The 18,495-nt window shown below is 55.8% G+C and carries 13 protein-coding genes; 10 read left to right on the top strand and 3 right to left on the bottom strand.

Annotated features, from left to right (window positions below; translation table 11 throughout):
* Positions 1–633 precede the first annotated feature (633 nt).
* The 4 genes from IC608_RS16120 (at position 634) to IC608_RS16105 (ending at position 7,132) form a co-directional block, all read left to right on the top strand.
* A complete protein-coding gene (locus IC608_RS16120; protein ID WP_191777634.1) occupies positions 634–3,303 on the top strand; it encodes a calcium-binding protein in 2,670 nt (889 codons plus the stop codon).
* Positions 3,304–3,308: 5 nt separating this feature from the next.
* Positions 3,309–5,036, top strand: a complete 1,728-nt coding sequence (locus IC608_RS16115) for a type I secretion system permease/ATPase (RefSeq protein WP_191777632.1) — start codon at positions 3,309–3,311, stop codon at positions 5,034–5,036.
* A gap of 8 nt (positions 5,037–5,044) precedes the next feature.
* The gene (locus IC608_RS16110) at positions 5,045–6,358 is read left to right on the top strand and encodes an HlyD family type I secretion periplasmic adaptor subunit (protein ID WP_191777630.1); all 1,314 of its coding nucleotides are present in this window, start codon (positions 5,045–5,047) and stop codon (positions 6,356–6,358) included.
* Positions 6,359–6,712: 354 nt separating this feature from the next.
* Positions 6,713–7,132 (top strand): Ros/MucR family transcriptional regulator, encoded by a 420-nt coding sequence (locus IC608_RS16105; RefSeq protein WP_191777628.1) that lies wholly within the window; start codon positions 6,713–6,715, stop codon positions 7,130–7,132.
* 93 nt (positions 7,133–7,225) lie between these two features.
* Here the strand turns inward: IC608_RS16105 and IC608_RS16100 are convergent, their stop codons facing one another.
* Positions 7,226–9,220, bottom strand: coding sequence for an AAA family ATPase (locus IC608_RS16100; RefSeq protein ID WP_191777626.1), 1,995 nt, complete (start codon positions 9,218–9,220; stop codon positions 7,226–7,228).
* A gap of 311 nt (positions 9,221–9,531) precedes the next feature.
* Between IC608_RS16100 and IC608_RS16095 the strand changes: the two genes are divergently transcribed.
* From IC608_RS16095 to IC608_RS16070, 6 genes are all read left to right on the top strand, one after another.
* Positions 9,532–10,155 (top strand): hypothetical protein, encoded by a 624-nt coding sequence (locus IC608_RS16095; RefSeq protein ID WP_191777624.1) that lies wholly within the window; start codon positions 9,532–9,534, stop codon positions 10,153–10,155.
* A gap of 890 nt (positions 10,156–11,045) precedes the next feature.
* The gene (locus IC608_RS16090) at positions 11,046–11,792 is read left to right on the top strand and encodes a hypothetical protein (protein ID WP_191777622.1); all 747 of its coding nucleotides are present in this window, start codon (positions 11,046–11,048) and stop codon (positions 11,790–11,792) included.
* Positions 11,789–12,025, top strand: a complete 237-nt coding sequence (locus tag IC608_RS16085; RefSeq protein WP_191777619.1) for a hypothetical protein — start codon at positions 11,789–11,791, stop codon at positions 12,023–12,025. Before IC608_RS16090 ends, IC608_RS16085 begins: the two co-directional genes overlap by 4 nt.
* Positions 12,022–14,139 carry a hypothetical protein gene (locus IC608_RS16080; protein WP_191777617.1) on the top strand — a complete coding sequence of 706 codons (2,118 nt, stop codon included), beginning with the start codon at positions 12,022–12,024 and terminating at the stop codon, positions 14,137–14,139. The genes IC608_RS16085 and IC608_RS16080 overlap by 4 nt, the downstream gene beginning before the upstream one ends.
* Positions 14,136–15,137, top strand: coding sequence for an ATP-binding protein (locus IC608_RS16075; protein ID WP_191777615.1), 1,002 nt, complete (start codon positions 14,136–14,138; stop codon positions 15,135–15,137). The genes IC608_RS16080 and IC608_RS16075 overlap by 4 nt, the downstream gene beginning before the upstream one ends.
* Positions 15,134–17,053 carry a TniQ family protein gene (locus IC608_RS16070; RefSeq protein WP_191777613.1) on the top strand — a complete coding sequence of 640 codons (1,920 nt, stop codon included), beginning with the start codon at positions 15,134–15,136 and terminating at the stop codon, positions 17,051–17,053. Before IC608_RS16075 ends, IC608_RS16070 begins: the two co-directional genes overlap by 4 nt.
* A 134-nt stretch (positions 17,054–17,187) precedes the next feature.
* Here the strand turns inward: IC608_RS16070 and IC608_RS16065 are convergent, their stop codons facing one another.
* Both IC608_RS16065 and IC608_RS16060 read right to left on the bottom strand, forming a co-directional pair.
* The gene (locus tag IC608_RS16065; protein WP_210316382.1) at positions 17,188–17,733 is read right to left on the bottom strand and encodes a hypothetical protein; all 546 of its coding nucleotides are present in this window, start codon (positions 17,731–17,733) and stop codon (positions 17,188–17,190) included.
* Positions 17,696–18,481, bottom strand: a complete 786-nt coding sequence (locus IC608_RS16060) for a hypothetical protein (protein WP_191777609.1) — start codon at positions 18,479–18,481, stop codon at positions 17,696–17,698. Before IC608_RS16060 ends, IC608_RS16065 begins: the two co-directional genes overlap by 38 nt.
* Positions 18,482–18,495: the final 14 nt, after the last annotated feature.

Genomic DNA, 18,495 nt, shown 5'->3' with positions numbered 1-18,495 from the left:
CTCGCTGGGGAGGGTTCTACGGGCCTCTAGATCCAGTCCAAAATAGACAATTGCGTTTCCTGTTTTTTCGTGGCTCAATGCAACCGTCGACGAAGATTTCTCCCACGGTAGTCATTCCCACGGGCCGATGTAAAATTATATAGATTTAATTTATCTGCGGGCAGATTTTATGTTAACAAATAGGAGTATCACCTTCTTTTTGTCTCTAATTTTCGTATTTGCTTCGATCACGTCCACGTTTGTACTTTTAGGCATAGCAATTTCTGACAAAATTCCTAAATGTGAGTCGCTTCGTCGTACCCTCTCTGAAGAAGAAATCATAAAAGCTGTCATCTCTCAGGTGGCTGTAGGGGATGTCGATCTGCATTTACAGAACGGTTCCATTGTGACAGTTCGCCGGGAACAGACGGTCGAAGAATTTCTAAATAGGTACCCGGAGTGCTGCAAACTCCGGAAAGATGAGCTATATTATTTTGACCGGTTCGACTTCGCTCGTTGGCTGAAGAATGAGCGGCTTCCACTAGTGGAGATTACCTTTCCACGGATAGTTCCTACCGACGGTGGAATTATTGAATTTGATACTACTACATCAATTGTACAAACTGACCCATGTGGAAAGATAATCAATCCCTTATGAGCGAACTCAGTAATACTTCAAAGAAGATCATCAACATGTTCCTGTACGGCCAGGAGCAATCGCCTCCCGACAAAACGTCGAGCTCATTAATTCGTGGCTCAGGACAAACCACCGCTCTGGAAATTAGCACGGCCGAATTTATGGCGGGCCCCGGTAGGTTTGCGGTTGCAAGCGAATTTGAGATTATACGTCTGTTTTTCGGGAGCTCCGGACAGGCCCTCTCTCCGGGATCTTATTCATTGTCGGCGCTGGCACAGCTTTTTGGTATGGGTAACAATTACGACCAACTAAAGATTTACCAGTCTTTGGTGTCGGACGGCGCTGAGGACTACGCGGAACGAGCTCTTATATATAATACTACGGCGTTTAGAATAAACGAAGGTGCGCGTTTTATAGTAGAACAAGATGGAACCCTCCATGTAGATGATTTGTTCGTCGAGCCCGACTATAGTGTACAAGAAAATTTTGACTTCGTTGGCTCTGCGCTTTCGAATGCTGTCAACCCTGCGCTAGAAAACTGGATGGACCCATCGGGTATTGGGCGGACCGTGAATCTTTTTTTCGACGAATACATACCAACCCCTGTGTCCTACGACATCGACGATTTTCTTGCTGACGCGGCAGAAGCGCAGACTTGGACAAGCCCGATTTGGGACATGGCCCTAAAGGGCGTCCCTCTCCTCGACCGACTTTTCAGCGATGGCACAACGAGATACCTCGACGACTTCCTGAGGCCTATCGTCTATGGAGACGCTCAGGGGGGCATGATCTCCCAGGACGTGGCGGAGCTAGCTCACTATTTGGCTCGTTTTGCCAAAAATGGCACACATCTTATTGGCAGTGAAGAAGACGATATTTTCACTCTTTCGGCGTCGGGCAGTATTGCTAGGGGAAACGGAGGTAATGACACCTTTCGAGTTGAGAGGGAGAATTACTTCCACGAGGAATCGTTTGGTCCTACCGCCGTTTCGGGAGGCGATGGTGACGATGAGTTGATAATATCTGCCGGATGCAAGGTAGTCTTTTGGGGAGGGGCGGGGTCTGATACCATCGATCTTTCATCTGAAGCGGATTTTCAAGTCGGGTTCCTGTATGACGAGACCCTTACAGAAAGTGATCTTATAAATCTGGATTTAAACTTAATATTTGGTGGCGCTGCCCAGACCAACACTCTGGTATTGATATTGAATCCCGACGAGAACGACCACATCAAGCTAGACGGGCAAATGCTCGGAAGCGCGAGCTACGGCGTGATTGCGCCGCATGAGTATCTGGGCACAGATGCTTATCACGAATATTTTGGCTACGACGCTGGGGGTGGTTTATATTATGTCCCGGATAGTGCTTCTGGCCTCGTCGAGTTGTCTGGCGATTTCGCCTTTGAGAACGGCTCGCTCGTTCAAAGTGGCGAGTACCAAAGAATCTACGGCACCTTCTTTGGCTTTAGAGATAGCCTCTTCGGTACCGTATTTGACGCGAGCACGCCCACGCCGTCGTATAAAAGCTACTGGGGTGGAGACGTGTTGTTCGACACTGGACCTGACTATGCAGGAGGAAGTCTGGGTCTGGGGCAGACGGACGACCTCACAAACGCTGGTCGCGCAAAAGGACTGGTCGTCACCGGTTCCGCTGGTGTGGATAACCTAATTGGTGGCGTGGGAGATGACTGGTTGGATGGCGGGCCAGGTGCTGATACATTCACTGGGGGCAACGGCAATGATGAGTATGTTGTGGATGAAGCATCTGATGCGGTGGTGGAGCAGCCGAATGAAGGCTTCGATGGTGTGAGATCCTCCGTTTCTTTCGAACTCCCAGACAATGTTGAGGATGTAACTCTGAGCGGTTCTGGAAATATTGATGCAACGGGAAACGATACCAAAAATACTTTAGTCGGTAACGTAGGAAATAATATCTTGCGTGGTGGTGGAGCAGATGATCTCTACGTATATGCCCGTGGTGACGGGAATGACGGTATCGTTGAAGGGTCGGCGGAAGGGGCGGCTGATCTCCTTCAGGTGGTTGGTGTCAACGGTCTGACCGACACCTACCTTCACGCTCAGGGCAAGGACTTGCTGATCGAAATATTCGAATCGTCAGCCGGCTCCGGCGACGACGGATCGATTCTGATCGACAATTACCTCGACATGGGCGGCGATTTCGGCGTCGAAACCATCGAGGACAGCTATGGCAACGTCTGGACCAAGGACGATGTTTTCCTGTTTCTCTTCGGGAACAGCGCCGGTGGCCTGACGATGTCGGGGACATCTGCAGCGGACACCTTCATAGGAACGGCCCAAGCCGATGAACTATATGGCGATGATGGTGCGGACGGTATTTTCGGCTACGCTGGTGATGACATTTTGTCTGGCGAAGGGGGAAATGATATAATTGAAGGTGGTGCTGGAGACGATTGGCTGGTGGGTGGTGATGGAGCCGATACTTTCATTTTCACTGCAGGTTTCGGCGAAGATGGAATAGCTGACTTCGCCGCGGGGGCCGATGTGCTGGAGATCCACGATCAAGGCTCTTTGGACTTCGCAGGCCTAATGGCGGACGCCGAGGAGTGGGGTGGGAATGCCTGGCTTAACTTCGATGATGGAAGCCAGTTCATCCTGCATGGCGTCTCATTAAGTGAGCTTTCCGCGTCTGACTTCCGGTTCGTCTAGCTACCATGCAAGCCGACAATGTACCTGCGCAGCGGGCATCCCAGCCCGCTGTCACTTCTTCGTCCGCTGCGGGACCCGTCAGCGCACTGGTGATTACCAGCCTTGTCTCAAACCTGTTGATGCTAACGGGCCCCCTGTTCATGCTTCAGGTCTACGACCGTGTGCTGGCGAGCCGTTCAGTCCCTACGCTTGTCGTTTTGACTACTTTGATCGCTGGTCTGTACGCGTTTTATGGTTTTCTCGATGCCGTCCGAAGCCGCATGGGGGCACGGTTTGCGAACGTGATGGACGCGCGCCTGGCAAGGCCTTTGTTCAACGCATCTGTTCAATTCCGTCTCGCACCTCAAGCTCAAAAAGCAGATCCCATACGGGACGGAGACACCCTTCGGCAGTTTCTTGCCAGTCCCGCGCCGATGGCGCTTCTGGATTTGCCTTGGATGCCGATCTACCTCGGGCTCGTGTTTTTGTTCCACGCTTGGCTCGGCTGGCTAGCCGTCGCCGGATGCTTGGTCATCACTGTGCTCATGGTGGTGAATGAAGCGACATCTCGAGCACCCACGAAGGATGCGGTCGTCCACCAATCTTCTCGCCAACGCCAGAGCGATGACGTTCGCGCTAACGCGGAGACTGTCGTGGCCATGGGAATGGCGCACGACTTGTCTGAGCGGTGGCAGGTTCACACGAGGCGCATGCAGCGAGCACAGTTGAAGGGTGGCGACCGGGCAGCATTGTTCTCTTCTTCCACCAAAGCGCTCCGGTTCTTCCTTCAATCCGCGGTGCTGGCGCTTGGTGCCTACCTTGTTATAGAGGGACAGATGACGTCGGGACTGATGATCGCGGCCTCGGTCGTCACCTCCCGCGCCATTGCCCCGGTCGAACAGATCGTGGGGCAATGGCGGGCATTCGTCGGCGCCAGACAAGCGTGGGCGCGGATCAAAAAGGTGCTGTTGGTGAACACGGCGCCAGCCCGAGAAGTTGGCTTACCGCTACCCTCTCAAAGGCTGTCCTTAAAAGGGCTTTCCAGCGCTCCTGCAGGCCTGGGCAAGCCTGTTGTAAGCGGCATCAGCTTCGAGCTGAGCGGTGGCGAAGCGCTGGGCGTGCTCGGGCCATCCGGAGCCGGTAAATCCTCTTTATTGCGCGCGATAGTCGGGGTCTGGCCAACTCTTTCAGGCGACGCTCGGTTCGATGGCGCTTTGTTGACGCACTTCCGTCCGGACCAGATCGGGGAAATGATCGGCTTTCTTCCGCAAAGGGTGGATCTGTTCGACGGTACAGTTGCAGAAAACATCAGTCGCTTTAGACCCGGCACGACAGGCGACACCATAATTGCAGCGGCACAAGCCGCTGGTGTCCATGAGCTGATAAATGGCCTCCCCGACGGTTACAACAGCCAGGTAGGCGAGCAAGGCGATCTTCTGAGCGCTGGACAGCGGCAGCGGATCGGCTTGGCTCGAGCGCTTTGCGGTGAGCCTTTTCTTGTCCTCTTGGACGAACCAAATTCTAACCTCGATGCTGAAGGTGAGGCCGCGCTGTCAGCCGCGATACAACAAGTTCGCGATCGCGGCGGCATCGTCGTCGTGGTGGCCCATCGCCCAAGTGCCATAGCGGCAGTGGACAAGGTCCTGTTCATGCAGAACGGGCGCCAGATGGCGTTTGGGCCTAAAGCGGAAGTGCTCAAGCAGATCACCCAGCCGTCGAGCAATGTGCATCCAATAAAGGCGTCGGGGGCATGAGTGTGAGTTTGAACGCAGAAGTCAGTTCTGGCGACCTTCCAAGTCTGCGCCGCCACGGCTTGTTGGCCATAGGGGCCACTGTGGCTGTCTTTGGTGCACTTATCGGTTGGGCCGCAACGACACACATTTCAGGCGCGATTGTTGCTCCAGGCACCTTGGTCGTGCAGGACAATGCAAAGCGCGTCCAGCATTCCGAGGGCGGAATCGTTTCCAACATTTTGGTGCGAAATGATGAGCATGTCGAAGCTGGGCAATTGCTTGCAATTCTCGACCAAACTGCCATCGCCGCTAATTTGGCGATCATAAACTCTCAGCTCAAGCAGGCTTTCGCCCGAGAAGGACGCCTCGCTGCTCAGATTGAAGGCAAGGAGACCATCAAGCTGTCTGACGCGGCTGTCGCTAATTTCTCGGCAGGTGAGATGGACGCTCTTCTGACACTGGAGCAGCGAGCGCTGTCCGTTCGGCGCGCAACGCGAGCAGGTCGCATTGAGCAGCTGAATGAGCAAATCAACCAATTGCAGCGTCAGTCGGAGGGCCTAAAGACCCAGCAAGAAGCTCTCGAGGATCAACTTCAAATCTTAAAATCCGAGATCGCTGACTTCGACACGCTTTACGAGGATCGACTGGTGGCCCTGAGCCGAGGAACGGCATTGGACAAGGAAATGGCCAACGTCAAGGGACAGCTCGGGCAGGTCGTTTCCGCAATTGCCCAAGGGCAGGCCAGCGCCTCCGAGCGAGCCCTTCAGATCGAACAGGTGAAGGACGAATACCTGACGGACGCCTTGGCCGAGCTTCAGGACGTCCGGCAAGTGATCGCCGAAGCGGGACAAAGAAAAATCGCCGAAGAAGATAGGCTAACACGCACTGAAATACGTGCGCCGCAGAGCGGCACTGTGCACGAGTCCGTTCTTCACACGGTTGGGGGCGTGGCGGCGGCCGGCGAGACGCTAATGCTGGTCGTGCCATCCGATGAGCCGCTGGTGGCGAACGTTCGCGTCGATCCTATCGACATAGACAAGGTTGTTGCAGGACAGGAGGTGGTGCTCCGTCTTCCAGGCTTGAACCCTCGCAAAACACCAGAACTTTTCGCCTCTGTCGATCAAATCGCACCTGATGCCAGCCGTGACGCCGCCACTGGAGCGCAATTTTATTCTGCCAGAATCACCCTGCCTGATGACCAAGTGAAACGTTTGCCGCCCGGTACCGAGCTTGTTCCTGGGATGCCTGTACAGTCCTATGTGCAGCTCGGAGACCGAACGGTTCTGTCCTATATCCTCCAGCCGCTGGTTGACCAGCTACGGCTGGCGATGCGGGAAGAATGACGGCGAGCCAAAGTGGCGGTTTAGTGGCAGTGGAGTTGGCCTCTCTTTTTATCACTGTCTTTACCTTCAGCGTCCCAAAGCACTTATGCTGCCGTACACGGGGCCAACGCGGAGACAAAGCTGGGTCGTGCCCCTGAGAAGCGAGTGTTGGCGATGCCAGCATTGGCGGTCGCTGAGGTCGACTGCGTTCTGAAGTTCGCAAAGAGCCATCCCACCAAGCAGCCGCTCCCACTCCCCGCCGAACTCCGATTCTTTCGCCAGCCTTGCTCCTCTTGCGCAAGTTCGAGAAGAATTTTACAGAGCGAGGCCGTCCGGTTTGGTCGGAGTAATGTACAGCGAAAGGCCCTCTTTTAGATGAACGACAATACTGGACAGATTATTGGCCAAGGCGCCGATCTGCTCGAGCTGAGCACTGAGATCGTTTCCGCCTTTGTCGCCCACAACTCTGTCAGCTCCGGCGATCTCCTGCGGCTGATTTCCGACGTACATGGTGCGCTCCAAGCGCTGCACGACCACGAAGCTCCGGCTCCCGTTGAGGAACTCAAACCTGCCGTGCCGGTCAAGAAGTCGGTGGCGCCAGACTATATCGTTTGCCTTGAGGACGGAAAGAAATTCAAATCTCTCAAGCGGCACCTGCGCACCCACTACAATCTCTCGCCCGAAGAATATCGCGAGAAGTGGGGCCTTCCGGCAGATTACCCCATGGTTGCCCCCAGCTACTCGGCCACCCGCTCGAAACTGGCGAAGGACAATGGACTGGGCCGTAAGGCGTGAAGTGCTGCCATGAGATGAGGGATCGGCTCAACCGCCGATTTCCGTGTTCCTGTCAGAAAGCGAAGCGCAATTCTGTCGGAAGCTGCACTGTCCTCAATTCAACAGTCTGAGTTGGGTGTTGGCTGAAGCCCGCTTATGCGCCTCCAGCTCCTCCAAGTTTTCCAGCAACAAAGCAGTAGCCCGCGAGAGCGCACTCTCCAGACGTCGCCGCACGCCCCCGACCACACTGGCAGAGAGAGTTGATGATAAGGTGATGTCATCCAGGTAAATCAGTCCCATTTCACCGAACCCTGCTCTTGTTTCCATTTCCATTGCGATCGCAGTTGCTGCTGCGAGATCGGATTGGGGGGTTCCCGCACCAAACACCGAAACATCGCCAAAAACGATCTCTTCGGCGGCCCTTCCAGCCAAGGCCACCGCCAGAACGTCGCTGCAAACCTGTTCGGTGGGAAACCTTTCATTGGATAACCCCTTTGCCAAAAGCTGGCGCAGGTCCAGGTTTTGTCCTTCAACCATCATGTCGGCCAGCCCTAGGATTTGAGCGACAAGCCTTTGCCCATTGCGGTATATGGCTATTCTGCGACGAGTGGAGGGCAACACGCCCTCCAACGTGTCGGGCACCTCGGAGTTTAGATCGCTGATCGAGAACATCCGTCCTGCTCTTCGCGCCGTAGCCTTGGCCGTTCGCACCAGGCGCTCGATATCAGCACCCGACGATCCAAGGAGCCGAGGCGCCAATGCTTCCAGTTGGCTGAAAGGGAAGACGGGCCCAGCATAGCGTTGTAGAATACGCGCGATGGCCGCCGCATCGGGCAACTCGATAAATATCACTTGGTCTAGACGCCCAGAGCGCCGCAGTGCAGGGTCAATCCGGTCAACATGATTGGTAGCACCAACAATGATCAAGCCCTCAACCCGCAAGGCGTCCGTCACGAGCTCGAGCATCCGATTGACGATTTGCGTCCAGTACTCGCTGTAACGACCCGAAATCGAAGAACGGCTCGAGATTCCATCGAGCTCATCGATGAACAGAACACAGGGAGCCTTTGCCTTTGCCTCAGCGAAAACAGCTTGCATACGTTTCAGCGTACCCGACAAATGGTCTGATGAGTTCCATTCCGCGACGCTTGTGGTGACCAGGGATACCTGTAGGCTTGCGGCCAGTATCCCCGCGAATGAAGTCTTCCCAGTACCTGGCGGTCCCGCCAAAATAACCGAACGATGATCGACTTCTTGCCAGCTGAGATGGCCCGCGCGCCATAGCTTCAGGTCTTCGGCAAGCTCTAGCCCCCAAACTTTCGCTTCGCCATAGCCCTCAAGATCCTTGAGCTCAATGACGTCTAAAGCCGGCAAAGTAGTTCTCGCCCGTGCAAGCTGCTGCAGGCCGTCCAGGCAAACTGCGGCCGGACGTGCCCGCCGCATATGAGCAATCAAATCTACTGTTTTGAGTTTGGTGGCGCCGGTAAACTGCAGAACGCCGGCCGGCATCTGATCGTGACAGACCTCAAACAACAGTTCGAGCATTTCAGGCGTGAGACCAGGAAGGTTGAGGGTCAGATCCACACCAGTGAGACTCTCGGGAAGTTCGGTGGCCGAGGGGATCACACAGAAAACAGGATAACCGAGCATCCCCGCGGCAGCGATTGCCCGCAGGTCGTCAGGAGTAAAGAAGACGGTCCCGTCGGCGAGAACGATGAAGCGATTGTGCCTGTTCAGTGGATAGGTTGGATTGAGTGCCATGCCGCCAGCATCCTTGGCAGCGATTTCGGCCAAGACCTTCCCGATAACTGCCCCCTCGTCGCCCTCAGCGCTCGTGATGGTCACGAATGCCTTCGTTGCCACCAGCTCCTTCAGAGTTGGAAAGTGCGGTGCCAGACAGTATGCCAACCTGATAGCGTAGGCCGCTTTGTCGGCCGGCAACTTTGGCACGACCTTGTTTGCTGGCGGTGGCGCAAAATCAAGATCGTCGAGATCACCGAGCCTGAACTTTTCCGCAGTGGCGCGGAGCAAGCAGTCCAGCATCTGTCTCGCGAGCCGATAAGCTACATTCTTGCGCTCTGACAGAGCGCGCGTGCCACTTTGTGCCATAATATCCTCTGACCCCGAACTGTCCGGTGCATCATGCTGATTGGTGTCTGAGGAGGCGGCTAAGCGAACTCGCTATCGGCAGGCTTCCATACGGAGAATACAAGAACATAATAAGAACAAAGTCAAGCCGTCGGCAGCGACGATGATTGTGACCGCCTTAGCAATCTAGAAACCTAGATATCTGAAACTTGCCTCGACTGTGTTGACGGTTTGGCCATCATGACACACTTTGGTGGCGACCCAGGAATACGGTCGTTCTGAAAATCAGTGCTGTGGAATTCGATACGCCCAGCCTTTTCGAAAGACCGTCCATGTCAGGCATCGTCCTTCCTTATTCTGCGACAGCAGCGAACCGGTTGCAGAACAGCCGGGGCTTTATGAGCGTTAAATGCGCCACCCCGATCCAGTACACACAGCGAAGTGCGCGCGACGCGCTGATCCAGGCGTCACTCGACCCTGAGGTAAGCTCAATTGAGCCACTGGTTCGGCCCGAGCACTGCCCGCCAGATACCTATTTCTCGTTTGCCGTTGTCATCCATAACAAGCGGTGCGCAATTGCTTTGACTGAAGCAATCAACTGCACCTTCGATCCCCCGCATGGCTGTCGCGTGGGACTTGCGATCGACCGCGCCAGCATTTTGAGCGATCCTGCTAAGACCACTGCCCGAACGATCTGGGCCTGTCGCGAAACAAACCTGCCGCCTCTGTTTTCCGTCAAGCTCCTCGGAAGGCTACGAGCACACCCAGCAGGTATTCGGCTGGGAGATCTTGAAGAGACGCTGGTTGAGGAACCTGAGCGCTGGGTAGACTACACTCTCGCCATGGTCTGTGCAGGGCTCGTCATCATCGACTATCGCGCTCCGATCACTGACGAGAGCCTGGTACGCATCAATCTTGAGCAGCGCCGTCAGACCGCTTTTCACTGGATTGGTTGAGATGAGAGCTCTCCGAGGCCACACTTTGCAATGCGTCACGAGCGCGTTGCCTCGCCTCCCACGCGAGGCGCGCCCGTTCCATGTGTTCGAAGGTGATGCTCATTTCGTCTTCTTCGATCATAGCAAGAGCTTCGGTAAGCAGATCCTCGACCAGGCGGAATGTCCATGTGTTCTGGTCAAGCGCCCGGTGCTTAAGCTTTCTCACTAGGTCTGGGCGAAGGTACGTCAGGAACTGAACTCGGCCATCCTCGCGCGGTGGTCGGCGCATCTTGCTTCTGCGACGCGGCAAAGCTTCTCGTTGGATCATGTCGACCTCCTAACACGACCCAGCGATACCGCTCTTTTCGCAAAAAATTCGTCAATGTTCGTGGCGAGCGGATAGCCGGTCCATCGAGCCCTGGTCACCCCTAAGTGCCAGAAAACAAAAGGGAATGTACAAAAGACCGCGAGCGAAAATAGGCAGCTATTTAGATAGATGGCATTTTTAGCATCGGCGCACTTTGTCTCCTTCACGAGACATTCTTGAGTAGAAGAGAAAAGCTAAGTCGTGGAAATTAATAGGAAAATTCGCTCAGCTAAGAAAAATGTGCGGCTAGACCTGGCAAGGCTTCTGCTTTTCGCAAAGCTCGGGAATGCTGGAGGGGTACTTCAGCAAGGAGAAAGACAACCCGGAACGACAACATCAGCGGAGCACAGCACGTGCTCAGAACGCCAAAGCCTACGGTTTGAAGAACTGACGAACAACGAAAAAGGCACCGAGGTTGCAGCCTCAGCGCCTTCGTTCTCAGGCCTCGCACCTAAGCGCTCAACCCATCAATTCACATAGCCACATAATTTTGCCATGGCCGCTTATGGCGGTCAAGCGATCAGTGGCGGCCATACGAGACCTCATGTCCATTCACGCCAACATAGTTAAGTCTGAACCTGATAACCCCATCACCATTGCTCTAACCACCCACAGCATTCTCCCATCGAGCGGCCTGCGTCGTGCCGGTCTTTCAGGAGGCGGCATGGGTGGGACCATGCTCAACCCATATACCAACCGCGAAATGGGCCACGATTCCGATTTGGAACGCCGATGGATCCTGCAGCTGTTGCAGGAGCCCGATGTTGCTGAAATTCAGGAACAGCATGTCAGGACCACCTATGTCGACAGGCTTGGCGTTCCTCGCCACACCATCTGGGACCTTCTGATCACCCGCACCGACAATACCAGTGATCTGGTATCGGTGAAGCGTCTCGAGGTGGCGGAGAGTCCTGCGTATATCGCCGACTTCAAGCTCATGGTGGAAGCCGTTCCCCCTGGCACTGCTGACCGGGCATGGATTGGCACCGAGTGGAACCTCGTGCCGGCTCTGGTTGATCGGGGCGAGCTCTACATGCGCGCCCTCAAAGATGCCGAGCCGGACAACGCGGAAGCGGCCTTGGCTCATGTGTCTCGCCTAGAGCGCCCGGTGACCATTGGAGCGGTCTGCGACTTTCTTCGTCAATCCAGTGCCCAACCCGTAGATCCCGGCCGGCACTTCGAAGTTCATTCCGATAGTTTCTGGACGGTCGTCTGGTTGCTCGCCAAGCGCAAGCTCGTCCCGGTCAATGATGACTATCTGACCGTCCGCTCGGAGGTGCTTGCATCATGAACGGACACAAACGCGAAAATGTCGTCGACCTTTGGCCGTCTGATCGCATGTATATCGATGGCCAGCCTTACTTCTACGTGGGTGAAATGGACAGCGGCTACCTCTTTATGCCGGTGAACAATGAGCCCTGCGAGGTGAGGGAAGTCGGCATCGATGAGCTAGTCCATCTGCTTGTTCAGCCAGGGCGCTTCCTGCTCGAGTCCGAATATCTAAAGCGGAGCCGTGGCCGATGAAAGCACTTCCGCTTCCTTCTGTTCAGTTCGGCCAATTCGATCGGATTCTTTTCGGCGGCACCGTGGAGTGTCGCTACTCGCACAAGGGACCCACTGACTACTATTTCGACGAGGTCGAGCATCCCGGGCGCTGCCGCAGTATCCCGATCGCCGAGCTCGACAAATGGATCGACAATCCGCGCAAGCTGCGCATCGACCGGGATTACTACACTTTTCAAAAAGTCGAGCAGCGTGCCAAGAGCGCGCCCACCCTCGCTGAGCTTTCAGCGGTCGCGGCGGCGGGGGTGAGCCACAGATATGCGCTCGTCATGGCATGGCGGGCAGCACTCAACGACATCCCGCTCAACTATCCACATCGCGAGCAGATCGCTCTCGATCAGGTTTATTTCGAAGTTGCCCTGCAATTCGCGCGGCGCGAAGTGCGCTCGACCTTAAGCTGCAAGCAAAAGCCAATATCGCTCTCCACCTTGCTGGTATGGAACCGGCGGCTGCGAGCCTTTGATGACGACCCTGCGGCCCTTGTTGATGGCCGGCACAAAGGTTCGGGTAACCGAACTGCTCGCTTCACGCCATTTGAAGAAAAGCTGATCGACTGGGCGATCGGAGAATACCTGCAGCCGACCAAACCCTCGATCCGTCATGTGTGGCACCGCCTGTTCGATGAGGTCAAACGGCAGAACCTGCTTCGCGATACAACTTGCGATCCAGTGGTCAAATGCCCCTGTTACGAAAGCTTCAAGCTCCGTATCGCGGCGATCTCCAGATTCATCAAGCACGCCTCCCGCAATGGACTGGCTAGCGCCGAGAAATTCTTCCGCGCTAGTTACGGCGGGCAGGATTATTCCAGGCCGGGGCAGCGCATGGAGGTCGACGGCTGGCTCTGCCACCTGCACACCCTGGTGGAGGAATCTGCCATCTGGGCGCATCTGCCCGCCGAAATTAGGACCAAGCTCAAAAAGGTTCGCGTGACCTTTGTCGTGGTCATCGACGTTGCAACTCATTCGATCCTAGGAATTCATTTTTCTTGGAGCGAAAGCGCTGCTGCCATCACCGCAGCACTGCGCATGTCGATGGAGAACAAGTCGAAGCTGGCCGAGACGTTCGGGTTGAAGTCTTCCTGGCCCCAATATGGCTGGGGCAACTGGGTCCACGACCGTGCCGGCGTTTACGATGAAGCCGAGCTGGTCCAGAAGATCCTCAAAGGGATGAATGGAACGCAGGCCTCAATCCCAGGCGTTCCATGGCTGCGCCCGACCATTGAAGCTTTCTTTAAGACCATCGCAAGTGACCTTCTCGCCCACTTCACCGGCCAAACGGGGTCCAATTTCAACAATCGGACTGATTTCCAGCATGCGGGTCAGGCCAGCATCACCGTTGATGAGCTTGTAGCTAAAACTATCGAATGGGTGGTCGAGAAGTACCACCACACAAAGTCTAGCCTTGGCATGACGCCGATCGCCGCCTGGCACAAGTTGTGTGAACTGGCACCACCGCCTCCACGCCATGGCCCCGCCAAGATGATCGAGATCTTTGGCGAGCGGAAGAGGCGCACGCTTGGTGTTACCGGTATCAACCTTGCGGGATCGCAGTTTCAGTCGCCTGAGTTGCAGAGGCTACGTCGGCTTACCTCGCAGACGACGGTGGAAACCTGGGTGGACTACGAAAATCTGGGCCAGATCCTGGTCAAGGTTCCAGAGCCAATCTCAAGCAAGATCAGGGGCCACGTTGATGGCTGGCTCATGGTGGAAGGGCCACGGGAACTCGCCGGCATCAGCCTGCGTCACATCAACATGGTAGACGACGATCTTGCCATACGCTTCGGCTATGACAAGGCGACGTCAGAGAAGCGTGCCACAGAAGCACGCACTGGGCTTGCAACTTTCGCCCGGGACGCAGCGCTGCTTCGCCTAACCGAAAATGCCCCAAGCCTCGAATACATCGAGAAGCGCCTGAACAAGTCCTACCACTTTGCCCTGGGGGACGAGGAGTTCCGCAAGGAACGCGAAGCGTTGCACGCGCCCATCAAGCTACCCGCCGGCAATGAATCTCGCCCTGTCCACAACGAAGATCAGGACGAGCACTCTATTTCCATCTCATTTGGAGACGGTCAATGAGCACGCTTTCTGTTTCTGAGCTCATCCAATCGATGCGCAACCTTCATATTACCTTCCCCCGGGATGGGGAACTGCGCGTCGCCCTTGACCTCGCCTGCGAGCAGATGTGGATCCGCAAGGATCCGGAACTCGGATACGAAGGCAGGAACCGGCACGAGCAGGATGCCTTAGTGATCTCCGGCGCCACGGGCGCCGGCAAGTCCCACTCTATCCGCAAGGCTCTTGCAAACCTGGGATCGATCCTGGCCGATCCGTTGGGCAGGCCAGCGCGCATTGTGTCGGTGACAACGCCCTCCCCATTCAGCGGCAAGGAGCTGGCACGTCGTATTTTGCGAGTGCTCGAAGTCGACATCAATGACAAACTAACCGAGGTGGAACTCTGGGAAGTGGTCGTGGCCAATTGTGCTGGACATCGTGTAGCACTGCTTCATATCGACGAGTTCCAGCGTTTCACCACCGCCAAGGCCGTCGGCCGTTCGGAGTCGGGCAAGTCCATCGAGCGCCTGAGCGCCACGCTTAACGAGCTCCTGATGGCCGAAGATTGGCCAATTACGTTGTTGATCTCAGGAACCGAGGACGTGCTTCCGTTCTGGCGCATGAGGCTGGTCGATCAGGTTCACCGCCGCACCAAGTTCGTGCTTTTCGAACCTATGAACGGACGCTACCACCCTGCACTGCGTCAGGCTTTGAGCAAATACTGTCAGCTTGCCTGCATCGTGGAGGATGGTCTGGAGGAAGATCTTGCTGGACGCATTGCAATGGCGGCCGAGAACACGGTCGGCATAGCGCTCGAGCTCATGCAGGAGGCCGTTGTAAGCGCCGTACGTGAGAAAAGCACGTCGCTCTCCATTAGCCACTTCGCCCGCGTCTATGCCGCGCGCACCGGCTTGGGCCGGGACTTCAATCCCTTTCTTGCCAAGGATTGGTCCAAGATCGGCGTACGGGAAAAGGCAGAGCTCGAAGATCGCTACGAGCAGAAAAAGGGACGGGCACGATGAGTGAAACCCGCCTTAACCGTCGCATTTCCTTGCGCAGCGAGCTCAGGGTGGGCCAAACCCTCTCAAGCTTCGTCGGCACAATAGCGGCCGTGAACGGTCTCCGATCGGCGGCACGGTTTTGCCAAGGGTTTGGGATCAATCATGGAGCCCTCCTTCGTGGAGATCACAAGGCCATCAGTGCGCTTGCGCAGCTGGCTCAGGTGGATGTCGACCTCCTCGAGGTCGCGGGGACTGTGAGCGACAAGGGTGACTATGTCCATGTTGGTCAAAGGCTCGACCGCAATCAGCTGCGGCAGCGCATCCATGTCTGCCCCGGATGTCTTGCCGACGATTACGCCAATCATCCTGATCTGCGCTTTCCAGCTGCTGCTTGGGAGCGCGGCGCTTGGCGCCACAGCTGGGTGAGCACGTGCAGCACACATGGCCTGCGCCTTTTTGCGGTGCCAATGTCAGTGGATCAAAAACGCGAACGCGAGGAGCTCGCGGTCCAGCTTCGTGATCTCGAGCACGGCGACAGGCAATTGCCGAGGACTAAAGGGTTTTCCAACCCCGTTGAAATCTACATCGAAAACCGTTTCCGCGGGGTTGAGCAATGTCCCATTCTTGATGCATTGTCCTTGGCAGATGCGCTTTTTTTGTGCCTTTACCTTGGCGCTCCGCATCAGTTCGCACAGGCGGTACCACGGCCCGAAAATCATGACGAGCGTCTTGCATGGGCCTGCAAGGGATTGTCTGTCGTTACCCAAGGTCCAGCGGCCGTGCGGCTGCAGCTGTCCGTGATCGGCAAAACACTTAATCCCCATGGAGCTTGCGAGATCGGCCTGCGGCGGGTCTTCCGCTCGCTTCACGATCGGCTGGGAAAGCGGACCGGCGATGATGCGTTGGCGCTGCGTCAGATGATGGTGGATATCGGTCTTGAGCAGAACCTTTTCCCATTCGATCAATCCGATGCCCTAGGTCTGCCTTTGCCACCACGAACGGTGCAAAGCATCGAATCCGCACGCCGGCAATTCGGTATCAGCGACCGCATTCTTCGCGCTATTCTCAAGGAGTTGGAGGTTCTGCCAGAGGGGGCAGAAAACCAGCCTAGCAATGCTACCCTGGTTGATCTGAAGCGGTTCGAGCCACTGCTTTCCGAGCTGAAGGATTGCTTGAACCTCAGGCAGGCCGCAAGCGCACTTGGACTCATGCCGCAGCAGATGATCAAGCTTTCCGACGCCGCAGGTATATTTGAGCCGTTCTTTACCCGTCCCACGGTCGACCTAAAGCCGCTCCGCTACTTTCGCCGCACTCAAATAACCGAGATCATGCAGCGCCTTTGCGCCAACTGCTCAAAATCGGCAACTGCTAATGGGCTGGTCAATATATGGGACGCGGGCCTTCAGACCTGCCGGCAGCCCTCCGAAGTTGTCGGCGCGATCTTTGATGGCCGCATTAGGCATACCTTCAGTGTCGGGAAGGTTCGCACGCTACGGGATCTGCTGCTCCGTGTGGAGGATGCGCGCGCGGCGCTGATTGAGCAGACGTCCGATGAACTCGTCAGCGCCGAAGATTGCGCGCTCACCCTTTCGATCAATGTCGTTGCAGTACGGAAGATTATGCAGTCGGGCCTGGTAAAGGCCGAACCCACTGTCAACGCAGTGAACCGCCGTCGGCAGCTTGCAATGCGTCAGACGGACCTCAGCCAGTTCTGCCTGGAGTTCATCAGTTTGACGGCTGTTCGTAAGCAGTGGGGCACTACAGCACCAGGCATGGCAACGGCCCTAAGCCGTGCCGGCGTGATACCTGCCTTTCCGCTTCGTCAGACAATGGTTGGAATATATCGTCGTCGGGACGTCGAAAGGGCTAGGTACAGGCTTGAGGCAATAATGGGCGAAAGGGACGCCCGGTATTCCTCTATCCGTCGCAGCCGTTAATCACCTTTGCAATGCCAGCTGCCCAGCCGTTTGCTATCCCGTTATTCGTGCGGTCAGCCCCTTCTCGATCGAATTATGCATCTGCGCCGGCCGAGCTTGCAACAATGCCTGCTGGTCGATTAACTGATCCGCGATCACAGTTCGGCATGTTGACCGGCTTTGGTCACTGCTGTGGCAATAGTTACTGCCCGGCCGGTCTGTACGATCTCCCGAACGAGCTCCCCTAGTAATTCAGACTGCACGATCGTTGTCCCGATCCAGCCACTTTGCACCAAGCTGATGAAACTCGTGTTGTCGAAATACCGAGGGACGTTCTCGAAATCGAGCCTGCCCGCCCCGCGACTCCCCCTGTTCATAGGGTCCTGGGTCAGCAGTGTAAAATAATCGAGCGGCAAATACATTCCGCGGATCATGCTGGATTCGGCGACTTCGAACTGTACCCTAGGACACAGCTTTATATAGAAAGGGTTCTCTAAAAGTCTAAACCCCTCGCAGGCACTATTTTTTGGTGCCCTGCTGATGATCGCCAGATGTGCCTCCATTCGCGCAATCTCTTTGGCCAGTTGATTGTCTCTGGTCGCGAAATAAGGCGTACCGTCAGGATCCAGGGCCATCGCCTTATATTGAACGATAGTGAAGGCTCTAAGGTTCTCGTTGAAGTAGATCCAGGTCACCGCCAAGCTGTTCCTCCAGCCGCAGATGGTTGGCCAGCACGACCGAAAGTCGCGTATGGCCATCCTCGAAAAGCGCTGCCGAGTAGCCTACTCTGCGGCTGAGCTCAAAGCCGGGAACAAGGTTCATGTCATGGACGATCATGGCGTCTTCTCGAAGCCGTACCTCGCCAAGCCCATCAAGAAACGAAGAATTTTCGTTTTCTGGCAGATGCCAGTTGGTCACTGCTGCTTTTCCCAGTCCCGAAAACTCCAGAGCTGCTGACACCATTTCTTTTTCTATCGCCAGAGCATTTTGCACCCGGTCAGGCAGCGCTTCGATGCGAGACTGCTCTAGCGACAAGTGCTCAATTGCACTTGCGCGTTCGGGATTGATCTTTCGAATAACATCGAGAAGCTTTTTAGCAGCAGTGGTGCGGATAAGACCGCCTTGCCGCAATCTAGTTTGCACTTCCGTTTTGTGAGGCGCCGTGATGGCATCGACTAGACCGGTGATGCGGAGCGGAACGGGTAGCTCATCTGCCCCGCTGACATTGATCCGCTTTCGCCCTTCGGCAGCTTTGTTGCCGACGGAGAGCGTCCCGAAGTGGGAAAGTTCTCCAGGCGAGAACCCAATAAGGCAGGGCAGGCGCGGCCCACCGCGTCTATGTAGGTCATCGTCGACCGCCTCGGCAAAAAAGCCTCGCTCCGCGGTCGCATTCATCAAGTCGTCAAATCGGTCCCAATCGGACCGAAGAATAAAAATCTCGATGTCCATCGCTCAACTTTGGC

This window comes from Devosia oryzisoli, from assembly GCF_014837245.1.
Taxonomy (GTDB): Bacteria; Pseudomonadota; Alphaproteobacteria; order Rhizobiales; family Devosiaceae; genus Devosia; species Devosia oryzisoli.
This window is presented reverse-complemented; position numbering and strand designations above follow the sequence as displayed.